Origin of the sequence: Scytonema hofmannii PCC 7110 (assembly GCF_000346485.2) — a bacterium.
GTDB lineage: Bacteria > Cyanobacteriota > Cyanobacteriia > Cyanobacteriales > Nostocaceae > Scytonema > Scytonema hofmannii.
Window position 1 is genome coordinate 8152759 of sequence record NZ_KQ976354.1, and the last position, 21394, is coordinate 8174152.

Here is a 21394-nt window from a genome sequence, read left to right on the forward strand (position 1 = left end):
GTTTTCATGGCAGAGATTAATGATTTTAAAGACTTAAAAATCTGGCAAAAAGGTATGGATATAGCCGAAAAGTGCTATTTTTTGACTAAACCTTTTCCCAAAGACGAGTTATATGGCATGGTACAACAAATTAGGAAATCCGCTGTCTCTATTCCAGCCAATATAGCCGAGGGATATGGAAGAAGATCGACACTTGAATACATTAGATTTCTGAATATTGCTCAAGGCTCGGTTAATGAATTAGAAACACACGTTATTCTATCGCATCGGGTAGGTCTATCTAAACAAGAAGATATAGAACCAATTATTTCTTTGCTACGAGAAGAGAGTCGAATGATTATTGCCCTCATTAAGAAGCTAGAATAACGCTCTCTTCCCTTTTTTCCTTTTTCCTTTTTCCTTTCTTCACTGTTCCCTGTTCCCTGTTCCCTGTTCCCTCTTCAGTACTTGTTATTTTAGCATAACAAGTACTGAAGAACCGAATATAATAGATGTATTAAGTCCTCAATGAGGAGTGCGATCGCCATGACCGCAGCAACTAAGAAACTGACTTTTAAAGAGTACCTCAAGTATAACGATGGCACCGATACCCAATACGAATTGGTTGATGGAGAATTAATTCCTATGAGTCTTGGCACTGGCAAGCACGGTGGAATTTCTAAGTTTTTAGAACGAAAGTTCGATGCCGAAAGTGCCAAAATAGGAAGGAATTGGACTGCACAAAAGTTTTCCGTCGGAATTCGCTCCCCACGCGGGGGACGGTGGGACACTTCACGGGTTCCAGACGTGGTAGTGTTACCAGTAGAGCAGTGGGAAGCACTCTTCCACCGAGAAGCAATTATCGAACTTAACGAGCCTCCACCCATACTTGTAGTAGAAGTTGTCAGTGAATCTACTCAAACTACAGATTACCGGAGCAAGCGTTCCGAATATGCTGTCCTTGGAATTCCTGAATACTGGATTGTCGATCCCATTCAAGAGGTGATAACCGTATGCACTCTGGTAGAAGGGTTCTATGATGCGGTTGCATACCGAGGAGAAGAACGCATCATTTCTCCCACGTTCCCAGAGTTGGATTTAAGCGCCAAACAAGTGCTAATTGGTAAATGATTTAAAACTCGATTATTCCTCTAAAGTTCTTAGGTGTTCTTGTATTAATTCTTCTACCTGTGCCACTTCTGCCAAGGATTGTGGAAATGGATGCCGTGGCTGGTTTTTTGAATCAGCTTTAAAACGATCAACTAACTTGTAAAAAGCTTCTCGATCATTTCTATGAGCTAGAACATAAGCTCGTAACTCAGTTTTAGTCATGGTGTCAAAATTTTGTTTTATATCAAGAAGATCCATGTACCATCACGATAAACTTCGATTTGGAGTTCTTCTCCAGCAAAAATATATATGTTGCCAGTCCGTTCATCCAAACGTAATATCTCAACTAGATGGTAAAACTTTGTTAAAGATTGGCAGAGGATGATACAGATTAGCCGTTGTTGATTTGTTGGAAGAATAAATTACCTACAAAATAGAATAAATTATTCTAACACAACTTATTAATAGTATAAAAATTGACAACCTTTGCTTGTTGTGTCAACAGTAATTACAACCTCCCTGCTAACAAAGAGATAAGAGTCGAGCCAATTAACTAGCTGAGTTTACAGTTGGTTCCGATATTGGTTCCGCCTCCACCTGTACCTTCTGCCCAATTTTTGGTTCAGTCCCAGCTAGCAAACGTTGAATATTGCTGCTGTGGCGCAAAATAACATATAAGCCACCAACAACTCCAAACAGAACGTAAGGTAGTGGTTGATGCAAAAGTACCATCAAAATAGGAACTGCGATCGCACCCACAATAGAGCTTAAAGAAACAATCCGCGATATTGCCACAACAACACCAAACACACCTGCTGTTGCCAAACCAACCATCCAATTCAGAGAAAGCAAAAGCCCCAAACTGGTAGCCACCGATTTCCCACCAGTAAAGCCTAAAAATATAGATTTGCTATGTCCCAATAGAGCAAATAAGCCAGCCAAAGTCACCATCCAAGGTTGCCATAATTGAGGATTCACCGTTGAAGGAACAAAGTTTTGACTGGGGGCAAAGTCAAAAAACCAGTAAACTAGGACTATTGCCAAGACTCCCTTCAAACAATCCACCAGTAAAACAAAAGCCCCCGGTCCAGTCCCCAATGTTCTCAGTACATTGGTTGCACCAGTTGAGCCAGAACCAACTTCCCGAATATCAATACCCTTAAGAAGCCTAGCTACTGTATATCCGGTAGGGATCGAACCCAGTAGGTAAGCCAAAACCAAAATCGCCCCACACAAACTTAACCAAATAGTCATAATTTTAAAAAATGTTAGTTGTTAGTTGTTAGTTGTTAGTTGTTAGTTGTTAGTTGTTAGTTGTTAGTTGTTAGTTGTTATTAGCTACCAACTACTAACCACTAACCACTAACCACTAACCACTAACCATTAAAAATCATCATCATAAGTTTTCATCATTTTAGGGTCAGGAGCAAAAGCTAGCCATAGGGGAAATTGCAGTAATGCTAAACTAATTTGCTCTTCAGAGTCGTCAATTACAATCAAGGGTAATAAATTGGCTTTTTCCAGTCTGTCTGCTTTTTGTGCTAAGGCTTCGGCTGTTTCAAATAATACTACACCTCGATCCGGTCCAAAGTCAGGACGACCTATTCCCAAGCAATCTTGCAAACCACGTCGCCATTCTCCCAGACGCTCTGGTGTATTAGCTAATACTAGAGTCCTGACGCGATCGCCATAAAGCTTATTTAATATTGAAATAACTGCTGAGGCAATCAAAATATTCTGCAGCCGACTACCCATTGTACGCAAAGCCCCTCGTCCCCCTTGGTTAAAAAACCAATTGGATACTCGTTCTGCATGCATTGGTTCAAAGGTGCGACGCAGTTGCCAAGCCGGACCGTAGTAATCTGGTTTGGTGCGGTACTGGTCAATCAAACGGCGAACTTGTTTTATTGTATCCTGAAACTGCTGTTGGGCAAATTGAGGTGTTATGGATTGCGATTCCTTCTGCTTAACTTCCGATCTAACCTCTCTCACCTCAAGCACTTCTGGTTCTGGTTTTGATTTTGGCACCAGTTGCATCTGTTCTGCTGCGGCTGCCAAGTCCTGTAAACTACCTGTGAGGTAATCTTTAAAACCTTGTACCCGAATTGCTAAATCTTGGGAAGCACCCGCAAAAGTAGTCCGCATTTCGTTACGAATGCGTTCTTGACGACGTTCTAATTGTTCTACAGAAATTTGCAGCGCCTGTTTGCGTTGTTCTAACTGAGACAACGCCTCTTGAACCAATTGTGACATCGCCATTTGAGTTTCTCCCAATTGCAATTGGAGAGTTTTGTACGATGCTTGTAGATTGGCTATTTCTCTTCTGAGTGCTTGTTCTTGGCGTTGCAGATCTTGGAGTCGTTGGGCGGCTTCTGCTTCTTCGCGACTCTTGTCTGATTCTGATTTTATGTCTGACTCCAGGGCGGTAATTTCTTGTTCTAACTGCGTCACTACCTCAGTGGTTGACTCTTCTGTTAACCCAACTGTAACATTGGTTGGTTTTACGTCTGATACAGGCAAAACAGAAGCGGTTCGATCTTGTTTTGTGTCAACTTGGGGATTTTGCGCTGATATTTCTACCACCGACTCCACAGATGATTTTTCTGGTTGTTCAGATTTTATTTCTTGCTCTTGGTTTTTCATCAATGGCTCATCAGTTGGTTGTGGTGTTTGAAATTCCTCTGGGTTCATAAAATAACAATAGTTTAATTCTTAGTTAATAGACGCGAGTCAATAGCTTTCAGCAATATACAGCCCTGAGTGCTAGGCTTCGTTAAGAGCAACTTAACACTAATTACGCGGACAGCGTTCTTCTAAACAAGCTTTTAGAGTTTTGGGGTCAAATATAATTGGCAAAAAGTGAATGCTGTTTATTTCTTTAAAATAAAACAAGATGGGAACTGGATTCCAGAATATGCGCCAATTCTGCCATTCTCTATAGGGAAAGCAGCGAATTAATGTGTCGCCTCTGTAAATATCTAAGTTGGTAGCGGTAAACCTCAAACGTATTGTTACCGCCTGAAACATGAGAAACAAGCCAAGCAGTGTCACAAACAAGCCCACCCAAAGCTGCACGAAAAGTAGTGGAATTGCAGCAATAACTAATACCACAGGTATATTGTAACTGGGCTTGAGTTCTACGGTTGATACCGAGTTGGAGGTGTATGAAGTCGCCATAAGATTTTGGATTTTAGATTTTGGATTTTAGATTTTGGATGCGTGGATTTTGGTCTAAAACCCTTGCATCAATGCACTACCAGAACCTTGGAACATTATCCAAGAAAGAAAGAAGTTACTAATAAATATAATCAATAAGGACGTCACAACTGCAGTTGTGGTTGATTGTCCTACTCCTTTTGCTCCTCCTGTTGTCGTCAATCCCCAATTACATCCTATAACGGCAATGAGAACCCCAAAGCAACACGCTTTCACCATTGCACTCAGAATATCCCAGGTGTTAAGAAAATTCCGGGCTGAGTCCAGAAAAACGGTATCTGAAAGATTATATACATTTGTTGCAATCAACATTCCCCCAAGCATCCCGGTTACCAAGGATAGAAGTGTTAGAATGGGCAGCATAATGCAGCAAGCCAGTACGCGAGGGATGACAAGATAATCAATCGGGTCTGTTTTAAGCATCAAAAGAGCATCGATCTGTTCTGTAACTCGCATTGTTCCAATTTCTGCTGCAAATGCCGAACCAACTCGTCCCGCTATAATGACTGCTGTTAATACAGGTGAGAGTTCTCGTGTTAACGCCACAGATAACACTCCACCAACAATATTGCCAGCACCAAAGGTAATAAACTCCCGTGCTACCTGGATGGTAAATACTGCACCAACAAACACTGCTGTCAACAAGGCAATAAACAGCGAATCTGGTCCGACTGCTGCTAGTTGCTCTAAAGTGTTCCGCCAATGGATTTTTCCTCTCAGTAAGTGAATTATGACTTGTCCACTCAAAAAAGTCGCAGCCAGCAATCGCTGACTCCAGGTTCCGAAACTGGATTTAGATGTGTCATTTGTCATTTGTCATTGGGGAATGGGGAAGGTGGGGCCCCCTCTGGGGATAAGGGGGAATGGGGAATGGGGAATAGGGAATGGGGAAGGTGGGGCCCCCTCTGGGGATAAGGGGCAATGGGGAATGGGAAATGAGTATTATTTATCACATCTAGTCTCCTCACTCCCTCAATCCCTCACTCCCTCAAGCCCTCATTCCCCCTTGTCCCTTTAACCTCTATACTGCTCTTGGTTTACATTAACTAAGTTTAAAGCTCTTTTCAGAAATTCAAGCGTTACTCATATTTGCTCTCACTCAAACTCAAGCCCCAGTTTCCCGTAAAATGCCACCTGTACTTGGATTGCAGCAGATTTTATTCTTGGGGATCGCAAAACCTATCTTGGAAAGATTGTGTATGTATTTTAATCTAAACTTAAGATTTTTGAACTCTCTACTGAAACAGGGCGATCGCGCTTATTGTAGAAAGTAACAATGGGATTGCTCTGTTAACCCCTCATTCACCTAATTCTTACCCAATGATCGTTATTACGAACTTTCTCCGATCGCTCTTTCTCTCAATTATTTTCAGCTTTGTTGCCCCCATGCTTCTCATTGGTGGCTTTTTGCTGACTGTCTCTCTCCTGGCTTATATTCCCGGCTTACAAGCAATAACTGATGCGATCGCCACTCCTATCTTGGAGTTTCTTTCTATCTTTGGCAGTGGTACTCCTCTTGGAGGTCTATTTGTTATCTGTTCCACCTTTAGCGTTGCCGGAGCGCTATTTGAGGTCTACGCCTACTACAGATGTCAAATTTTACGTTAACTGTACCGAACTCTCTATTTAAAGACATCAATAACTTTTCTAAAGTTTTATCTCTTTAAGTTTTCACTATCCTAGCTTTTACAGTAGGTATAACTTACTATTTCTATAGAAACAATAGCTTGTTAGTTCCTTTTTACTGCGGCTTCTTTAGATTTGGAGCCGAACAACTTTGTTTGCTTATTTTCAAGTTAAGCTTTTAAGAAGTTGTATAGCGTTTTATTACTTTACTGGTTAAATATTAACAAACAAAGTTACAAATAAATCTAAAGAAAATATAAAATTTTTACAAAAGCGTTGAGATTCGCAACACCTGCTCGTTTTTCTTAACATAGAAAAGCAAGCATTATGCGTTTTGCATCTTGTGTCTAAGTCTGTTAGGAGTTTTTTAACTGCTCATGGTGTGGCCTTTTAAACCTAGATTCCAGAAACAAATTGCTCGGATTGAAATTACTGGTGCAATTGCCAGTGCTACTCGCAAGCGGGTATTGGAAGCGCTGAAAACAATAGAAGAAAGAAAATTTCCAGCGCTACTGCTAAGGATTGACAGTCCTGGTGGTACAGTAGGAGATTCTCAAGAAATCTACAGTGCATTGAAACGATTGCGCTCAAAAGTGAAAATAGTTGCTAGTTTTGGCAACATTTCTGCTTCGGGTGGGGTTTACATCGGTATGGGAGCAGAGCACATCATGGCAAATCCTGGTACGATTACGGGTAGCATTGGTGTGATATTGCGCGGTAACAACTTGGAACGCTTGTTGCAAAAAATTGGTGTCTCCTTTAAGGTAATCAAGTCAGGTCCTTACAAAGATATTCTGGCTTTTGACCGAGAATTGACAGAACCAGAACAAAACATTTTGCAAGAATTGATTGATACGAGTTACCAGCAGTTTGTACAAACGGTGGCTGATGCACGTTCCCTTGGTGTAGAAACAGTGAGAAGTTTTGCAGATGGTCGAATTTTTACCGGACAGCAAGCATTAGCGTTAGGTGTCATAGACCGATTGGGAACAGAAGAAGATGCTCGCCGTTGGGCTTGCGAACTTGTTAGTCTCGATCCTGAAAAAACTCCTGTTTATACCTTAGAAGAACGCAAGCCTTTGTTAAATCGTCTTGTACAAGGAAGTATCCAAGCTTCACCAGGGTTAAGTGCTGGAATTGATTGGGTTGAATTTGAAATGTCTACAAGTGGATTGCCTTTATGGTTATATAGACCATAAAGAAAAAATAGTCATTTGTCGTTTGTCATTTGTCTGAGACAATAAACTAACAGTGACCAGTGACCAGTGACCAGTGACCAGTGACCAGTGACCAGTGACCAGTGACCAGTAACCAGTTAAGGAGGAAAACTAAGTGGAGTGGCGAATGCGGGCGATTCGCGGAGCAACAACCGTTGCAGAAAATACGGTTGAAGCAATGCAAGAAGCGGTAACGGAAATACTTGATGAACTTGAAAAACGGAATCAATTGCATCCAACGGATATTATTAGCGTGACATTTACTGTCACAAACGATTTAAATGCGACTTTTCCGGCGGCGATCGCACGAAAGCGTCCGTATTGGGACGTTGTACCGATGTTGGATGTACAGCAAATGCAAGTTGATGGTAGTTTGGAGCAATGCATACGTTTTTTAGTTCACGTCCATCTTCCTGCTTCTGCCCCAATTCATCATATTTATTTGCGTCACGCCGCCAGTTTGCGCCCTGATTGGTCTCTACCTATTTTGGAGGGAGTGGGGAGTAGGGAGTGAGGGAGTGAGGGAGCAGAGGTAATAACTAATACTCAATGCCCAATGCCCAATGCCCAATGCCCAACTACTTATTATGATGAAACCGAATTCCTAAAAAAATGTCATAAACAAATCCGAAAAAGTCTTTTTTTTGCAACAACCCAGTTGATTGATAGCAGCCTTTTTCATCCAAGAGAGGTTTCATCAGATAATAAGTAGGCTGGTAATTATACCAGGGAATAGAGGGCCACAAATGATGGATTAAATGATAGTTTTGCCCGCCGATCAGAATGTTGAGAATGGGATTGGGGTAAACGCGAGCGTTTTTCCAGCGACCGCGTTCTATAAAAGGACGATGAGGTAAGTAATCAAAAAACAGTCCCAGTGCTATGCCCACAACAAAAGCAGGAATAAACCAGAAATTGAGAAGGTAACCTAAAAAGTGGTACTGAATTGAGATATAAACGATTGAAACGACAATCAACCTGCTGATAAACCATTCGAGTAGTTCGTATTTGCGCCACAATTGCCGCTTAAAGAAAAACACTTCGTGGTATAAAAATCGCACTGCAATCAACCACAAAGGACCGCCTGTAGAGACGTAGTGATCGGGATCGTCATCTGGATCGTTAACATGGGCATGATGCTGCAAATGGACTCTTGTAAAAACAGGGAAAGCAAAAGCCAGCATTAGAGCACTACCATGCCCCAACATAGCATTAATAACTCGGTTGCGATGAGCAGATTGGTGACAAGCATCGTGAATCACCGTACCCGCCATATGTAAAGCAAGAGTATTAGCAGTAAAGCACACCCAGTGTTGCCATTCCCAAACCCAGTAGCCAAAGTTAGATAACACTAGTATTGCCACCGCTACCAAAAACATGAGCAGCGTCGGGTTGAAATCACCCGGAGGCGCTAGAAAATCCTTTGGTGGGACTGTCAGTGGCTTTGATGCCTCCGACGTCAGCATTATAAACTCCTTTTTCGTCGATTGGTTATCTAGATAATGCCACTTTTCTGTGAATGAAAGTTAAGTTTTGACAGACAAAATTGCAGAAAGTGAATTTTCTCTAAAAAATTTATCATCGTTTCCATATATAAGCAGCAGAATAAAGGTATGATTTCAAGCGAGTCGTTCACGATTGGTTCTGTAGCGACAGACAAGAGATGCATCCTCACTTTAGGATGATTCCCAGAGTAGCTCCCTAAGTTCAGCTCCTATGCAACTAAAAGATTCCCTTCGCCGGACAAAAATTGTCGCCACAATCGGACCTGCTACCAGCAGCCCGGAAATGCTTAAAGCCATTATTGAAGCTGGTGCAACAACGTTGCGACTCAACTTTTCTCACGGGACTCACGCTGACCATCAGCGAAATATCCGCCTCATTCGACAAACTGCATTTGAACTCAATAAACCAGTAGCCATCCTTCAAGACTTACAAGGACCGAAAATTCGTCTGGGAAAATTTGAAAACGGATCTATAGTATTGGCAAAAGGCGACCCCTTCACCCTAACCAATCGCCCGGTTGTTGGTATGCAGGATATAAGCTGCGTAACCTATGAATATTTGGCAGATGAAGTACCAGTTGGGTCAAGAATTCTCCTTGACGACGGGCGAGTAGAAATGCTTGTAGAGGATATCAATCGCGAAAAAGGTGATTTGCACTCTCGCGTGACTGTAGGCGGGACGCTTTCAAACAACAAAGGAGTAAACTTTCCAGGAGTTTACTTGTCAATCAAGGCAATGACTGAAAAAGACCGTGAGGATTTGATGTTCGGTCTTGACCAAGGCGTTGACTGGGTAGCTCTTTCCTTTGTTCGCAATCCTCAGGATATGATTGAGATTAAAGAGCTGATTTCCAGTACGGGTAAGCAAGTACCAGTTATTGCCAAAATAGAAAAGCACGAAGCGATCGAACAAATGGAAGCAGTTCTGGCATTGTGCGATGGCGTGATGGTAGCAAGAGGCGATCTAGGTGTAGAATTGCCAGCTGAGGATGTACCGATACTACAAAAACGGTTGATTGCTACTGCCAATCGTTTGGGCATTCCCATTATCACTGCTACTCAAATGTTGGACAGCATGGTGAATAACCCCCGTCCAACTCGTGCAGAAGTATCGGATGTGGCTAATGCGATTTTAGATGGTACAGATGCAGTGATGCTCTCGAACGAAACCGCAGTTGGTAAGTTTCCAGTGGAAGCAGTCGCCACAATGGCGCGAATTGCCGAACGTATCGAACAAGAAGAAGCACAAAACACTAACACAAGGCAACTGAGAGATCCAAAGCGTTCCATTCCCAACGCTATCAGCCAAGCAGTCGGTCAAATTGCAGAACAGCTAGGTGCAGCAGCAATTATGACTCTGACACAAACAGGCGCAACAGCGCGGAATGTTTCCAAATTTCGTCCCCAAACACCAATTTTAGCAGTGACACCCCACGTGAATGTGGCACGGCAATTACAACTAGTTTGGGGAGTCAAACCGTTGTTGATGTTAGAACTCCCTTCTACAGGTCAGACATTCCAAGCAGCCATGAATGTTGCTCAAGAAAGGGGATTGTTGTCTGAAGGAGATTTGGTGGTGATGACTGCAGGAACTCTCCAAGGGGTTTCGGGTTCGACAGATTTGATTAAAGTTGAAGTTGTAACAGCAGTCCTCGGTCAGGGAATTGGATTGGGACAAGGTTCTGTAAGCGGTCGCGCACGAGTTACGTATACTGGTATGGATGCTAGTAATTTTAATCACGGGGAAATTTTGGTTGCGCCTAGCACCAATGCTGATTTTGTTGATGCAATTCGTAAAGCTTCTGGAATTATTACTGAAGATGAAAGTCTCACCAGTCATGCAGCCGTGATTTGTTTGCGTCTTGGCGTTCCCGTAATCGTTGGTGTTAAGAATGCAACACAGGTCATTCGCGATGGAGCCATTTTGACCATGGACGTACAACGCGGATTGGTTTACTCTGGTGCAGTTGGAACTCCGTAAATTAAGAGGCAATTCCTCTTCTTCTCTCTGTGCTCTCTGTTCCTCTGCGGTTTAAAAATCATTTATTTAACCCCAGAGGCGCAGAGTACGCAGAGGTAAGAGGTGAGAGAGTGAGTGTAGGTAGGTCTAGGACGAGTAAAGTATAATATGTTAAATTAATAATAAGAGCATAGGTTTAACAATGAAAACCGAACAAGATAGACAACAATTAATTAAAGAGATTAATGTACTGCTACATCAAGCTTATGACAGTACATTAGATGAGATTTACGCACTTTTAAAACGAATCGATGATATAGAGGATGAAGAAGACTTATTAGCTATTGAAGAAGCTAGAGAAGACATACGCATTAATGGTACTGTGTCTTGGGAGGAAATAGAAGAAGAAATAAGAAACGATAGACACAAGGACGTTGCGTGAGTTACAAAGTAAAATTTACAAAGGGTGCCAAAAAACAGTTGAGAAAACTACCCCTCGACGTGCAAAAACGCATACAAGCGAGAGTCAACGATTTAAAAATAGAACCGCGTCCAGACGGGGTTAAAAAGTTAAAAGGGCAAGAAAATTCATATCGTATTCGTATTGGTGATTATCGTGTAGTTTATGAAATAGAAGATAACGTTTTAAAGGTAACTGTCGTCAAAGTAAAACATCGAAGCGAAGTTTATAAGGATGATGGTTAAAAATTGCACGGAGAAAACTACATTGGTGCCACTATTTACAAACTAGTAACATCTATGACTACTAATTTACCTATAAAGCTGGTGTGGGTTCTGAACGATTGGCAAAAAAGTTAAGAGAAGTTGGAATTTACCCGTTAGAATTTTAGATTGGAAATTGCGCTCGGATATTATTAAGACTTTCACATAGCCTCTTTTTATGTGTCAATTGGGATATTTGCTAAGCGTGAAAACACAAGAAATACTTTTGAGGATACGGAAGTCTTAATAAGATTAGATATTTTCAAAAAATGATTATGTAATATATAAAACTTTTGGAGAAACCAAAGGTATCGATATTACATAAAATTAATTTCCAAAGAAATCCACAGCGGCTGTGGTGTTTTGGGGATGAGCAACTGAAGAATTATTAAAGCTGTAGAAAATCATCAATTCCACTTACCAAAACATCACCTAAAACTCGCCAAGTTCTGGGACCAACAATACCGTCAGCATTCAGCCCAACTTTTTCTTGAAAACGCATAACAGCTTGTCGTGTTGTCTCGTCAAAGTTTCCAGATAACGCGCTAGCGGGAAGTTCGTTTAGAGCTACTAAAAGCTCTTGTACCAATGTTACACCGTAGTAAATTCCTTCATTATCAGTATCACCTTCTCTCAAGGTTAGCATTGTTATTTCCGCGCTAGCAACCATACAATTGACTCCTCTTATTCTTTAATTAGAAATAACCAGTTCTTAATCTCTTTATGACTTCAATGGTTGAGTACAAAGTGATGTTACATAGTATTTATAAATACAGACTCTCAGCCTACTAAACCTGCTATATTTTGTCCCTAGTCTTGGGTTGAGTTTTTAGCTACCCCTTGGGTGAGGGTATTACCTGAACTTTTGGTTAGGTTCGCGGCTGCTATATCAACAAAATCAAATACACCCAATTGTAGGGGTGCTGCGGTATTGCATCCATATGAGAAACGTTATAATTTTGATTTTTACTCAATTGTTAAGTTATTTTGATAAATCTGCCATCAGGTCGATCTTCTGAAAAAAGTATCTCAATATACTCCTTAATGAAGAATACTTCATAACTAGTTTATGGAATATTTGCTTTTATGGCTGTGAAGAGTAAATTTGGTTTTAGCAAAATGTATGCAACTAAACGGAATTTTATTCTCATTCTTTGCTGTCTGCTGACTGGAGCAGGATGTACTTTACAAAACTCTCAAGCTACTAACTCGGTACAACAAGATATTCAAACTGTCGGTTGGGTAGAAAAAGGCAAGATTGCTGGGGTTGATAAAGAAATCAAATTCAAGCTCGATACAGGTGCAACAACAACCTCTATCAACGCCGAAATTTTAGAAAAGCCAGATTCTGAATCAGAGTCTGGTGGCATGATTAAATTCCGATTTACAAATGGAGAGGGAGTTAAAGAGGAATTTGAGCTTCCTATTGTGCGATGGGTTCGTATTGAGAGCCGTAAAGCTGATTATATACGTCGTCCGGTAGTGCGAATGAAATTGTGTCTTGCAGGTCGGTGGATTGAGGAAGAGGTAAACCTAGCCTCTCGAGATGACTTTAACTATCCAGTCTTAATTGGACGCAATATGTTGAAGAAAGGTGCATTGGTGGTTGATTCTTCTAAAACCTTTACCACAGACCCAACATGTCCAGCACAGGAGGCACGGAAATGAAGCGTACTATTTATGCAGTGCTATTAGCATTATTTTTAGCGGCGATTGGACTAGGCGTTTTTATCCACAAGCTAATAGCTTCAGAGGTTCCGCTATTGCCCAATCAAAGCTTTAACAGTTGGTATGTTGAGGCGAAGCTATCTCTAGATTCACAACCATTACCGCTTTCAGTAGAAGAAGATTTACCTGCCACAATTGAATTTTATCTTCCTCAAGACTCTCAACGTTATGAAATTGTTAAAGAAGATTTTATCAATAAAGGATTTGAGCGCCAAGTCGAGAATTTAAATAAATCGGGAAACCGGGTGGCAGTATTTACCAAGCAGAATGTGACTGACAGCAAGGGACTTCTTTTTTATCGAGCTATTATTCAGAGAAAATCTGGCGTGACACCGGGAAAAGAGAAAGTGCCGATTTCAGGACGGCGATTGGTTGATAAGCAGCTTGTGAGGTTTGGTGAAAATACCGAAAGATCTCAAGATAATTTGGCGGAAAATCTGCCAACTGCCGAGATTAATTCTCTCTTAAAAGAGGCTAAATCTCGGTCAAGCGACCCTTTCACCCTCGCCAAACAAATTTATCAACTGGCTCTTCGTCAAGATGATATTCGGGTTCAGGCAATCCGCAGAAACTTGAGAAAAGAAGACTCCACCTCACAATTAGCAGCGTTTTTGTTAAACCAAGCAAAGGTTCCGGCGCGGGTGGGCAATGGTATTTTCTTGAGGAGTGATGAAGTTTATTCAACTGATTTTATTAAGTGGTTGGAGATTCAGGAGGGCGATCGCTGGCTAGCCTACGATCCGATTGACCGCAGTTTTAAAGAGCAAGATCGCTATCTGAACTGGTGGTATGGTTCAGGTCGCGTCTTACAAGCTAAAGGAGCAAGCAATGTCGATTTAGAAGTCGTTGTTCAACCCAATACTGACAATGGACTTACGCGAGCAGTTTTGCGCGGTAGAAGAGTCACAAATCCCTTCCTAGAATACTCTTTTCTCCGACTGCCTCTTGCAACTCAGCGAGTCCTTCAGGTGCTTGTTCTCATCCCCATTGGTGCTTTAATTATCTCCATTTTGCACCAAATGGTAGGATTGCAAACTTTTGGTACGTTCACGCCGATATTAATTTCTCTTGCCTTTCGGCAGACTGGAATTTTCGTTGGTATTCCGCTATTTGTTTTCGTTGTGATTATCGGACTTTTATTTCGTGGCTACCTGAATCGATTGCAGCTTTTGATCGTACCACGACTTGCGGCAATTTTAACTGCAACAGTCTTGCTAATTGGTTTGCTAGCAGTTGTGATGGAAAGCCTCGATCTCAGTTTGGGCTTGTCGGTTTCTTTATTCCCGATTGTGATTCTTGCCATGACAATTGAGCGAGCATCAATGATGTGGGAAGAAAATGGAGCAACTGAAACGATAATTGCTGGACTTGGTACTGTTTTAGCAGCCGTTATCGGATATTTCTGTATGATTAATGATTATGTGGAACATTGGGCGTTTGTTTTTCCAGAACTGTTGCTATTGGTTTTAGGGCTAAACATTTTAGTGGGGCGTTACAACGGCTACAAGTTGATTGAGTATTTCCGATTTTTGTCACTGCAGAGGCAGTTGAATCAAGCAAAGGGATAAAGCTGTATGTTTCCAATTTTACTTCGGCATCATAGCATTTTAGGAATCAACGCTCGCAACTTGGACTATTTGTTCCCCACCAATCCGCGCCACCTCTACCGTCTGGCAGATAGTAAACTAGAGACGAAAAAAATTGCTCAAAGCATTGGTGTGGCTACCCCAGAGTCCTACGGCGTGATTAGTTTACAGAATGAGGTGAAGAAGTTATCAAACATTGTTGGAAGACACAAATCCTTTGTAGTGAAACCTGCTAGGGGTAGCGGTGGGGATGGTATTGTAGTGATTCAAGACGTGACCGATGAGGGCTATCGCAAAGCCAGTGGTTCAATTTTGAAATCGGAAGACTTACAATATCACATTTACAATATCCTTGGTGGTATGTTTTCGCTGGGAGGCCAAACAGATGTCGCGATTATTGAATATGCGGTGCAGTTCGATCCGGTCTTCGATAAAATTGCTTACCAAGGTGTACCCGATATTCGAGTGATTGTGTATCGAGGTGTACCAGCGATGGCAATGTTGCGTCTCCCTACGCGGGCTTCTGACGGTAAGGCAAATCTACATAGAGGTGGTGTTGGTGTCGGTATCGATCTTGCTACTGGTAGGACATTGGCTGGTATCCAGAACAACCGCTACATTGATAATCACCCTGAAACAGGACATCCCTTGCGCGATCGCCAAATTCCTCACTGGCAATCTATTTTAGATATGGCTGCCAACTTAGGTGATAAAACAGAGTTTGGCTACCTCGGTGTTGACATTGTTTTAGATCGTGAAAAAGGTCCTTTACTACTGGAAATCAACGCTCGTCCCGGTCTTTCGATTCAAATTGCTAATCGAGAAGGGCTGATTGGACGACTTGAAGCGATTGATTCTACTTTACCAAAACTTTCAGAAGTGCAAGAAAAAATTGCGTTTGCCCAAGAAAAATTTGCAGTAGAAACGCCTTTACTTAGCAACGATCTAAGCATCCCGTCTAGTTGAAAGGAAAAAAATCAAACAAGTCTCAAGAGCAAGCTGCGTAGTTTTTTTGATCGTAGGACTGTTTGGCTCAGTTTGCTGTGGGTTCATGTGCTTATATTTACATGAACCCACAGACTTTTCTGCCTAGTAGTCAAAATTATGTTATGGTTAAGCAATAGTTAATTATTAGTTATCAGGTATACCACGGCGATTGGTAAATCCCAACACTGTTTAACTCAGATTTATCTCCCGATTAACCTGTCCAGACAAGATGTTTGGAGCTTGCGAACGCCTGAAATTTTTATAAACAACTCTTAACCGAACCATATTGTCTCGGGTAAACGCAAGCGCCTACTGCTCAAGCTCAGGAAGTGTGCAGTAGCAGAGCGTCTTTAGCCCATGATTTTTTGCGGGTTTTCGTCCCTTACTAGGTAGCAAGTTTAAGGAGGCTTTTCAGTGAAATTTCATCTCAGCACTCGGTCAAGTAGACTTTTGTGCTTATTTTTAACCATGGATCTTACTTTCATTGCTCTTCACATTATTTATACTTATACTGGCTTAATTTCAAATTCTTCTTTTTCAATCGAAAAAGACCGAGGATATGCAGAGATCTTTCAATACTTTAAAGAATATGGGAGTGTTTTTTTATTAAGCTTATTAGCATTACGCAAGCGTTCTTTTCTCTATCTAATCTGGTCTTTGCTGTTCTTTTACCTGTTGCTTGATGATTTGCTTCAGATTCACGAAAAGTTAGGCAGTTTTATAAGTTATAAACTCAATTTATCTAGCTGGTTAAACTTACGTCCACAAGACTTTGGGGAACTTATCGTATCTATTTTAGTTAGTTTGTTCTTTCTGATTTTGATCGGTATTACTTATTATTTCAGCGATCGCTTTTCCAGAAAAACATCCAAATATCTAATTATGGCGATGTTTGCTCTCGCGTTCTTCGGGATTGTAGTAGATATGGTTCACGTCGCGGTCAAGAATCCCTTATTGTATACTTTACTTGGTATTATAGAAGATGGTGGTGAGCAAGTGGTCATGAGTGGCATTGTTTGTTTCATCTTCTCACTGCCTGAGTGTTTGTCACAAACTATTAGGAAAAACAACAGGTCTGTAAAATAGTCAAGACGCAAAATTGTGCGTCCCTACAATATTTAGAACCTAAAGGTAGTACGAAAGGTTCCTACATAAATCGTGTCATTGTTTCGATTGTGTTCTGGATTGGTAACTATTAATAAGCCTGGAGTAATGGCAATATTATCAGTTGCTTGAAAACGGTAAAAAAATTCTAGGTGTAAAGAGGTATCTTTATCGGTGTAGTTTGTTCCCCAATCATTACTAGTAACCTTTGGTGGTTGTCCAATGACAATGCCAGCTAAACTATCCTCTTTACCTAAATCAGAAAAAGCTAGTGTTACGGCATAGTGGAAAATAGTTGCTTCTGGTTTACCTAACAGGTCAGTCGCTTTTGCTTCCGTAAGACCAACCCAGCCAGCTATGGTAAAATCAGAACTTACTTGAATACTTGTTTCTATCCCATAAGAATTGGTTATTATATAATTGCTTTCATCATCAAAAGGGTCATTGGCCAACTCGCTTCCTGTACTTGTATCAAGGTTGTTGTACGAACGTAAGTAAGTTAAGCCAATTTTGACGCGATTGATTGGCTCCAAAATTAATTGGGCAATAGCAGCATATTTGTCATCATCTTGTAGGTAAGCTAATATCAGTTGAATATCGTCATCGGATTCTAAAGCTAATTGGACAACAACACCATCAGTCTCTTCATCAAGTACTGATTCAGAATCATCATCAAGCTCCTCAGCATTATCATCTCCAAAACCCAAGCTCAAACTCGCTGCATTGCTAAATTCATACTTAAGACGCACTACAGCACCAAAGTCTTGTCGGTAAAGTGGACTATACCTGCCGAAACGGGAAATTGCCCCCCGACCACTACTACTAAAGGAACTGGTGTTAGCGACTCGTCGGATGTCTGTACTATCTGTAGTAATGTACAACTTTGCTGCTTCACTCAGAGAAAAGCGGTATTCCAGCTGGTTAATGTCAAATTTGTTGTTACTATCGCCTTCAAATCCTAAACGTGCCATTTCCGTACCTGTAGCATCATCAAACCCAGGAGTGTTTTCAGCTTCTAAACGCACGAACAGGCGATCCCTCCCTGTAAAGCTCATATCAAAGTTTAGCCACACGCGATCGCTCAAAATTAGATTTTCATCCACTTTCTCGTCATCATCGTCAGCTTTTTCATTACCCCTAGCACCACTGAGGGCAAAGATCACTTCTCCTGTAAGCTTCGCAGTAGGTGAAAACCGCTGTGCAGCCAATTGGCTCGTCTTTACTTCTAAATTGTCTGCTCGTCTTTGCCAAGTTGCTAACTCTGTCCTAAATTCTGACTGCAACCGTTGTATCATACATACGTCTTTTTGGCGTACTAAATTGGCATTTTTTTTGGCAGTTAATTCATTGAGGCGATCGACAGCAGCCTTTAAAAGGGCAGCAAATTCGTATCGAGCTATGCTTTGATTACCCCAAAAGAGATTATCAAAGTCATTGACAACGACTCCGTAACGCTTGATGAGAGACTTGAGCGCTTGAAAGCTCCAATCAGTGTTTTTGATATCTGACAACTGAGAAACAGAAGTGACCTGAGTGAGAGTGTTGGGGATGTAACAATCGTTGTTTTCTAAGTATGGGGTACTCTGTCCCATTACTATAGCACTCTCGTTCTTACCCATTGTAGATCTAGAAAAATCAGCACCAAGAGTACTGTTTGTTAGCACTAAAATAATGCCCAGTGTAGTAGAACCCACATACAGAGCATTCTGAATAACTTTTGACATTATGTAATGATTAAGTATAAACCATTGCCATCTGACGACAATGATTGAGCATTAACTTGCCAAGAGAAGCTTTGATGCCTACACAGCTATCAAAGACAATAAAATACACTATTTTTACTAAAAAATCAATCATTTCTGTTTATCGTTTTAATAAAAAAACAAAATTGATTTTATTTATAATAGTTTTTAGACTGGAATTAATTAGAAAAACTGATTTAACAAAAAAAACAACATGAGCAAGATACTCACTCCAAGAAGTGCTGACGAGCAACTAGTGACTTCAAACAAGTTAAAAAAAGATAAAACTCATCCTTCCTGCATGGAGCTTGTCATCAAACACATACGTTCTAGATCGTATACAAGTGCCTTATTAGTTAAAGATATAAATTTGTATGGTTCGGCTGCTATTAGCAGATGTTTAAAAAAGCTAAAAGATGAAGAGTTGATAGATCGTATATGGGACCAGAGAAAAATGTGCTTTGTTTATTTCAATCTCAAGCTTTAATAATGCTCTAGTAAAAGTCAGGGTGTCCTTAGATAAATAATGTAGCTATCATGTATCGTTGGTAATGCCGACCCACTTCATGGCAGGCGATCGCAGAAACCAAATGCTAGTTTAGTATTGTTTAATGTATACCATTATCGGTTGCGGAAATATTAATCGTAGTGATGATGCTGTAGGCGTAATCATTGCCCAAAAGCTACAGCAATATCTTGCCCAACATCCCCATCCTCAAGTGAGAGTTTATGATTGCGGTACAGCAGGAATGGAAGTGATGTTTCAAGCAAGAGGTAGCAAAAAATTAATGATTCTTGATGCTAGCTCAACGGGTTCAGAACCGGGTGCGATTTTTAAAGTTCCAGGAAAAGAACTCGAAGCGCTACCAGAACCCAGCTATAACTTACATGATTTTCGTTGGGACAATGCGTTGGCTGCGGGTAGGAAAATTTTCAAAGAAGACTTTCCCGAAGAAGTCACAGTTTATTTAATAGAAGCAGAAAATCTTGATTTTGGTTTTGAGTTAAGTTCAGTAGTCAAATCTTCTGCTGAGGTCGTTTTTCAAGAAATTATTTCTATGATTAGACAATTGCAGTAAAAAATTTGTAGTACGCATCACACACGAAATCCTTGCTTAAGATAGATGCTAAGTTTTTTGTTAAAGAGCTATATCAAGCTATGTAAAGGTTTTAATGCAAGAATTCTCTTTCTTGAGAATATCAGGTCTATTAGTGCATTTTTTACCACTATCCTTTTTAAGTAACTTAGAATTTATGTATAAAAAAATGCATTGGACAATAAGAAGTGCTAGCCTAATTGCGCTAGGAGTGGCAACTGTAGCCGTGGCTCCCAAATTGATTTCTGCTCCAGTTTCAGCCCAGGTAAGTGCTCCAACTGTAGCTCAGAACACTAACTTCCCTGATGTTAGCTCGAATTACTGGGCGCAACCGTTTATTCAAGCTCTAGCAGCAAGAGATATTATTGTTGGCTTTCCCGATGGTACTTACAGACCCGATCAGCCCGTCACTCGTGCTGAATTCGCGGCGATGATTCAAAAAGCTTTCAACCAGAACCAAGTTCGGCAGTTAGCCCAGGGCGGGTTTAGGGACGTTCGTTCTGGTTACTGGGCAGCTTCTGCAATCCAGGAAGCATATGAAACTGGATTTATGTCAGGCTACCCAGGAAACTTGTTTTTGCCAAATGAGCGAATTCCTAAAGTACAGGCAATTGTTTCCCTATCAAGTGGTCTGAATTTGACGGCAAGCAGTACTTCAACAGAGCAGGTTCTCACAACTTACTATACAGATGCCAGTGCTATTCCAAGTTATGCCGTGAATAGTGTGGTAAGTGCGACACAAGCTAATCTTGTAGTCAACTATCCAAATGTCAATGTGCTCAATCCCCTTGCAGCCCTAACTCGTGCGGAAGCCGCAGCACATTTATATCAAGCTTTGGTTAGATTGGGACAGTTACAAGCCATTCCTGGCAATGTGGCAGCTGCTAGTTATATTGTGGGTAGAACGGCTGGTGATAGTACACAAACCAACCAAGATATTGTATCTCTTGCTGGAGCGAGTGGTTCCTTTACAACCTTGACTTCTTTACTGAAAGCAGCGGGTCTAGCTGATACTTTACAACAACAAGGTCCTTACACTGTTTTTGCTCCAACAGATGAAGCATTTGCTGCTGTGCCTCAAGCAACTTTACAGCAGTTACAACAGCCAGAAAACAGAGAAACACTGATCAAAATTTTGAGATATCACGTGGTCCCTGGTGCGATCGCAACCAGTGAACTCAAGACTGGAAATCTCGAAACGGCTGAAGGTCAACCCCTAAATCTCAAAGTTAATACAACTACCAATCAAGTCATAGTAAATAACGCGAGTGTCATTCAGTCGGGCGTCCAAGCAAGCAACGGTGTTATTTATCCTATCAACCAAGTTCTCATTCCATCTGGTGTGAGTCTAAATCAAAAGCCACGGAACGGAGGAGACGGTATTACACCAGGTAGAGCAACTCGTGGTGTCTCTAGCTACATTGGAGTTGGTGGCAATATTGGTTTGGGTGGTGATTCAGCACTTGCTGAAGGTAACTTTGCGGTTATCAGTAAAATTGGGCTGACACGATACATATCTGTGAGACCATCAGCAATTATTGGAGATGATACTGTTGTTCTAGTTCCTATTTCCTTCGACTTTGCCCAAAGATCCACAGACGCCTTTGAAAACACCTTTGGTATAGCACCTTACATAGGAGCTGGTGTTGCTATTGAAACTAGCGATGACGCTGATGTTGGTTTCCTCCTCTCTGGAGGTGTGGACGTACCTTTAGGTCGTCGATTTACATTAACAGGTGCTGTCAATGCAGCTTTTCTGGATGATACTGATGTAGGGCTTGTACTGGGAATTGGTTATAATTTTTAATTTGGTT

The 21394-nt window shown here is 41.2% G+C and carries 23 protein-coding genes; 14 read left to right on the forward strand and 9 right to left on the reverse strand.

The window, feature by feature from the left end:
* Nucleotides 1-6 precede the first annotated feature (6 nt).
* Together WA1_RS34400 and WA1_RS34405 are read left to right on the forward strand one after the other, a co-directional pair.
* Nucleotides 7-366 (forward strand): four helix bundle protein, encoded by a 360-nt coding sequence (locus WA1_RS34400; protein WP_017750197.1) that lies wholly within the window; start codon nucleotides 7-9, stop codon nucleotides 364-366.
* Nucleotides 367-525: 159 nt separating this feature from the next.
* The gene (locus tag WA1_RS34405) at nucleotides 526-1110 is read left to right on the forward strand and encodes a Uma2 family endonuclease (protein ID WP_017743496.1); all 585 of its coding nucleotides are present in this window, start codon (nucleotides 526-528) and stop codon (nucleotides 1108-1110) included.
* Nucleotides 1111-1122: 12 nt separating this feature from the next.
* Here WA1_RS34405 and WA1_RS34410 read toward each other — a convergent pair whose 3' ends face one another.
* The 6 genes from WA1_RS34410 to WA1_RS34430 form a co-directional block, all read right to left on the reverse strand.
* Nucleotides 1123-1347: a DUF6887 family protein gene (locus WA1_RS34410; protein WP_017743495.1), complete on the reverse strand. Its 225-nt coding sequence runs from the start codon at nucleotides 1345-1347 to the stop codon at nucleotides 1123-1125.
* Nucleotides 1329-1508, reverse strand: a complete 180-nt coding sequence (locus WA1_RS61920; RefSeq protein ID WP_081402995.1) for a DUF6888 family protein — start codon at nucleotides 1506-1508, stop codon at nucleotides 1329-1331. Before WA1_RS61920 ends, WA1_RS34410 begins: the two co-directional genes overlap by 19 nt.
* 130 nt (nucleotides 1509-1638) lie before the next feature.
* On the reverse strand, nucleotides 1639-2343 hold the full coding sequence (gene plsY / locus WA1_RS34415; protein WP_017743494.1) for a glycerol-3-phosphate 1-O-acyltransferase PlsY: 705 nt from the start codon (nucleotides 2341-2343) through the stop codon (nucleotides 1639-1641).
* Nucleotides 2344-2472: 129 nt separating this feature from the next.
* Nucleotides 2473-3780, reverse strand: a complete 1308-nt coding sequence (locus WA1_RS34420; RefSeq protein ID WP_017743493.1) for a DUF3086 domain-containing protein — start codon at nucleotides 3778-3780, stop codon at nucleotides 2473-2475.
* Between the two features lie 99 nt (nucleotides 3781-3879).
* On the reverse strand, nucleotides 3880-4266 hold the full coding sequence (locus WA1_RS34425; protein WP_017743492.1) for a DUF3119 family protein: 387 nt from the start codon (nucleotides 4264-4266) through the stop codon (nucleotides 3880-3882).
* A gap of 54 nt (nucleotides 4267-4320) precedes the next feature.
* A complete protein-coding gene (locus WA1_RS34430) occupies nucleotides 4321-5118 on the reverse strand; it encodes an MlaE family lipid ABC transporter permease subunit (protein ID WP_017743491.1) in 798 nt (265 codons plus the stop codon).
* Between the two features lie 507 nt (nucleotides 5119-5625).
* On the opposite strand from WA1_RS34430, the gene WA1_RS34435 reads away from it, so the two are divergent.
* The 3 genes from WA1_RS34435 (at nucleotide 5626) to aroH (ending at nucleotide 7662) form a co-directional block, all read left to right on the forward strand.
* A complete protein-coding gene (locus WA1_RS34435) occupies nucleotides 5626-5913 on the forward strand; it encodes a hypothetical protein (protein ID WP_017743490.1) in 288 nt (95 codons plus the stop codon).
* A gap of 395 nt (nucleotides 5914-6308) precedes the next feature.
* On the forward strand, nucleotides 6309-7130 hold the full coding sequence (sppA, locus tag WA1_RS34440) for a signal peptide peptidase SppA (RefSeq protein ID WP_017743489.1): 822 nt from the start codon (nucleotides 6309-6311) through the stop codon (nucleotides 7128-7130).
* A 145-nt stretch (nucleotides 7131-7275) separates the two neighbouring features.
* Nucleotides 7276-7662 carry a chorismate mutase gene (gene aroH / locus WA1_RS34445; protein ID WP_017743488.1) on the forward strand — a complete coding sequence of 129 codons (387 nt, stop codon included), beginning with the start codon at nucleotides 7276-7278 and terminating at the stop codon, nucleotides 7660-7662.
* Between the two features lie 64 nt (nucleotides 7663-7726).
* Here aroH and crtR read toward each other — a convergent pair whose 3' ends face one another.
* A complete protein-coding gene (gene crtR, locus WA1_RS34450) occupies nucleotides 7727-8614 on the reverse strand; it encodes a beta-carotene hydroxylase (RefSeq protein WP_017743487.1) in 888 nt (295 codons plus the stop codon).
* 250 nt (nucleotides 8615-8864) lie between these two features.
* Here crtR and pyk point away from each other — a divergent pair, with 250 nt between their 5' ends.
* From pyk to WA1_RS34465, 3 genes are all read left to right on the forward strand, one after another.
* Nucleotides 8865-10634, forward strand: coding sequence for a pyruvate kinase (gene pyk, locus WA1_RS34455; RefSeq protein ID WP_017743486.1), 1770 nt, complete (start codon nucleotides 8865-8867; stop codon nucleotides 10632-10634).
* A 181-nt stretch (nucleotides 10635-10815) separates the two neighbouring features.
* Nucleotides 10816-11055, forward strand: a complete 240-nt coding sequence (locus tag WA1_RS34460) for a hypothetical protein (RefSeq protein ID WP_017743485.1) — start codon at nucleotides 10816-10818, stop codon at nucleotides 11053-11055.
* The gene (locus WA1_RS34465) at nucleotides 11052-11318 is read left to right on the forward strand and encodes a type II toxin-antitoxin system RelE family toxin (RefSeq protein ID WP_017743484.1); all 267 of its coding nucleotides are present in this window, start codon (nucleotides 11052-11054) and stop codon (nucleotides 11316-11318) included. Before WA1_RS34460 ends, WA1_RS34465 begins: the two co-directional genes overlap by 4 nt.
* Before the next feature lie 406 nt (nucleotides 11319-11724).
* Here the strand turns inward: WA1_RS34465 and WA1_RS34470 are convergent, their stop codons facing one another.
* Nucleotides 11725-12006, reverse strand: a complete 282-nt coding sequence (locus tag WA1_RS34470; protein ID WP_017743483.1) for a peptidoglycan-binding domain-containing protein — start codon at nucleotides 12004-12006, stop codon at nucleotides 11725-11727.
* 449 nt (nucleotides 12007-12455) lie between these two features.
* On the opposite strand from WA1_RS34470, the gene WA1_RS34475 reads away from it, so the two are divergent.
* The 4 genes from WA1_RS34475 (at nucleotide 12456) to WA1_RS34490 (ending at nucleotide 16723) form a co-directional block, all read left to right on the forward strand.
* Complete coding sequence (locus WA1_RS34475; RefSeq protein WP_201789137.1) at nucleotides 12456-13004, forward strand: ATP-dependent zinc protease family protein; 549 nt, start codon at nucleotides 12456-12458, stop codon at nucleotides 13002-13004.
* Nucleotides 13001-14632 carry a UUP1 family membrane protein gene (locus tag WA1_RS34480; protein WP_017743481.1) on the forward strand — a complete coding sequence of 544 codons (1632 nt, stop codon included), beginning with the start codon at nucleotides 13001-13003 and terminating at the stop codon, nucleotides 14630-14632. The genes WA1_RS34475 and WA1_RS34480 overlap by 4 nt, the downstream gene beginning before the upstream one ends.
* Before the next feature lie 6 nt (nucleotides 14633-14638).
* Nucleotides 14639-15616 (forward strand): alpha-L-glutamate ligase-like protein, encoded by a 978-nt coding sequence (locus WA1_RS34485; protein WP_017743480.1) that lies wholly within the window; start codon nucleotides 14639-14641, stop codon nucleotides 15614-15616.
* Between the two features lie 435 nt (nucleotides 15617-16051).
* Nucleotides 16052-16723, forward strand: a complete 672-nt coding sequence (locus WA1_RS34490) for a hypothetical protein (RefSeq protein ID WP_148662824.1) — start codon at nucleotides 16052-16054, stop codon at nucleotides 16721-16723.
* Between the two features lie 32 nt (nucleotides 16724-16755).
* Here the strand turns inward: WA1_RS34490 and WA1_RS34495 are convergent, their stop codons facing one another.
* A complete protein-coding gene (locus WA1_RS34495; RefSeq protein WP_017743478.1) occupies nucleotides 16756-18465 on the reverse strand; it encodes an iron uptake porin in 1710 nt (569 codons plus the stop codon).
* Between the two features lie 629 nt (nucleotides 18466-19094).
* On the opposite strand from WA1_RS34495, the gene WA1_RS34505 reads away from it, so the two are divergent.
* Nucleotides 19095-19562, forward strand: coding sequence for a hydrogenase maturation protease (locus WA1_RS34505; RefSeq protein ID WP_017743475.1), 468 nt, complete (start codon nucleotides 19095-19097; stop codon nucleotides 19560-19562).
* Between the two features lie 175 nt (nucleotides 19563-19737).
* Complete coding sequence (locus tag WA1_RS34510) at nucleotides 19738-21387, forward strand: fasciclin domain-containing protein (protein ID WP_026134656.1); 1650 nt, start codon at nucleotides 19738-19740, stop codon at nucleotides 21385-21387.
* The last annotated feature ends 7 nt before the right edge of the window (nucleotides 21388-21394 follow it).

Coding starts and splice junctions, on each gene's coding strand:
- WA1_RS34400 (WP_017750197.1), top strand. CDS start 7: ATGGCAGAGATTAATGATTTTAAAGACTTAAAAATCTGGCAAAAAGGT.
- WA1_RS34435 (WP_017743490.1), top strand. CDS start 5,626: ATGATCGTTATTACGAACTTTCTCCGATCGCTCTTTCTCTCAATTATT.
- pyk (WP_017743486.1), top strand. CDS start 8,865: ATGCAACTAAAAGATTCCCTTCGCCGGACAAAAATTGTCGCCACAATC.
- aroH (WP_017743488.1), top strand. CDS start 7,276: ATGCGGGCGATTCGCGGAGCAACAACCGTTGCAGAAAATACGGTTGAA.
- WA1_RS34505 (WP_017743475.1), top strand. CDS start 19,095: ATGTATACCATTATCGGTTGCGGAAATATTAATCGTAGTGATGATGCT.
- WA1_RS34495 (WP_017743478.1), bottom strand. CDS start 18,465: ATGTCAAAAGTTATTCAGAATGCTCTGTATGTGGGTTCTACTACACTG.
- WA1_RS34480 (WP_017743481.1), top strand. CDS start 13,001: ATGAAGCGTACTATTTATGCAGTGCTATTAGCATTATTTTTAGCGGCG.
- sppA (WP_017743489.1), top strand. CDS start 6,309: ATGGTGTGGCCTTTTAAACCTAGATTCCAGAAACAAATTGCTCGGATT.
- crtR (WP_017743487.1), bottom strand. CDS start 8,614: ATGCTGACGTCGGAGGCATCAAAGCCACTGACAGTCCCACCAAAGGAT.
- WA1_RS34410 (WP_017743495.1), bottom strand. CDS start 1,347: ATGGATCTTCTTGATATAAAACAAAATTTTGACACCATGACTAAAACT.
- WA1_RS34430 (WP_017743491.1), bottom strand. CDS start 5,118: ATGACAAATGACACATCTAAATCCAGTTTCGGAACCTGGAGTCAGCGA.
- WA1_RS34425 (WP_017743492.1), bottom strand. CDS start 4,266: ATGGCGACTTCATACACCTCCAACTCGGTATCAACCGTAGAACTCAAG.
- plsY (WP_017743494.1), bottom strand. CDS start 2,343: ATGACTATTTGGTTAAGTTTGTGTGGGGCGATTTTGGTTTTGGCTTAC.
- WA1_RS34510 (WP_026134656.1), top strand. CDS start 19,738: ATGTATAAAAAAATGCATTGGACAATAAGAAGTGCTAGCCTAATTGCG.
- WA1_RS34460 (WP_017743485.1), top strand. CDS start 10,816: ATGAAAACCGAACAAGATAGACAACAATTAATTAAAGAGATTAATGTA.
- WA1_RS34485 (WP_017743480.1), top strand. CDS start 14,639: ATGTTTCCAATTTTACTTCGGCATCATAGCATTTTAGGAATCAACGCT.
- WA1_RS34475 (WP_201789137.1), top strand. CDS start 12,456: ATGTATGCAACTAAACGGAATTTTATTCTCATTCTTTGCTGTCTGCTG.
- WA1_RS34470 (WP_017743483.1), bottom strand. CDS start 12,006: ATGGTTGCTAGCGCGGAAATAACAATGCTAACCTTGAGAGAAGGTGAT.
- WA1_RS34420 (WP_017743493.1), bottom strand. CDS start 3,780: ATGAACCCAGAGGAATTTCAAACACCACAACCAACTGATGAGCCATTG.
- WA1_RS34405 (WP_017743496.1), top strand. CDS start 526: ATGACCGCAGCAACTAAGAAACTGACTTTTAAAGAGTACCTCAAGTAT.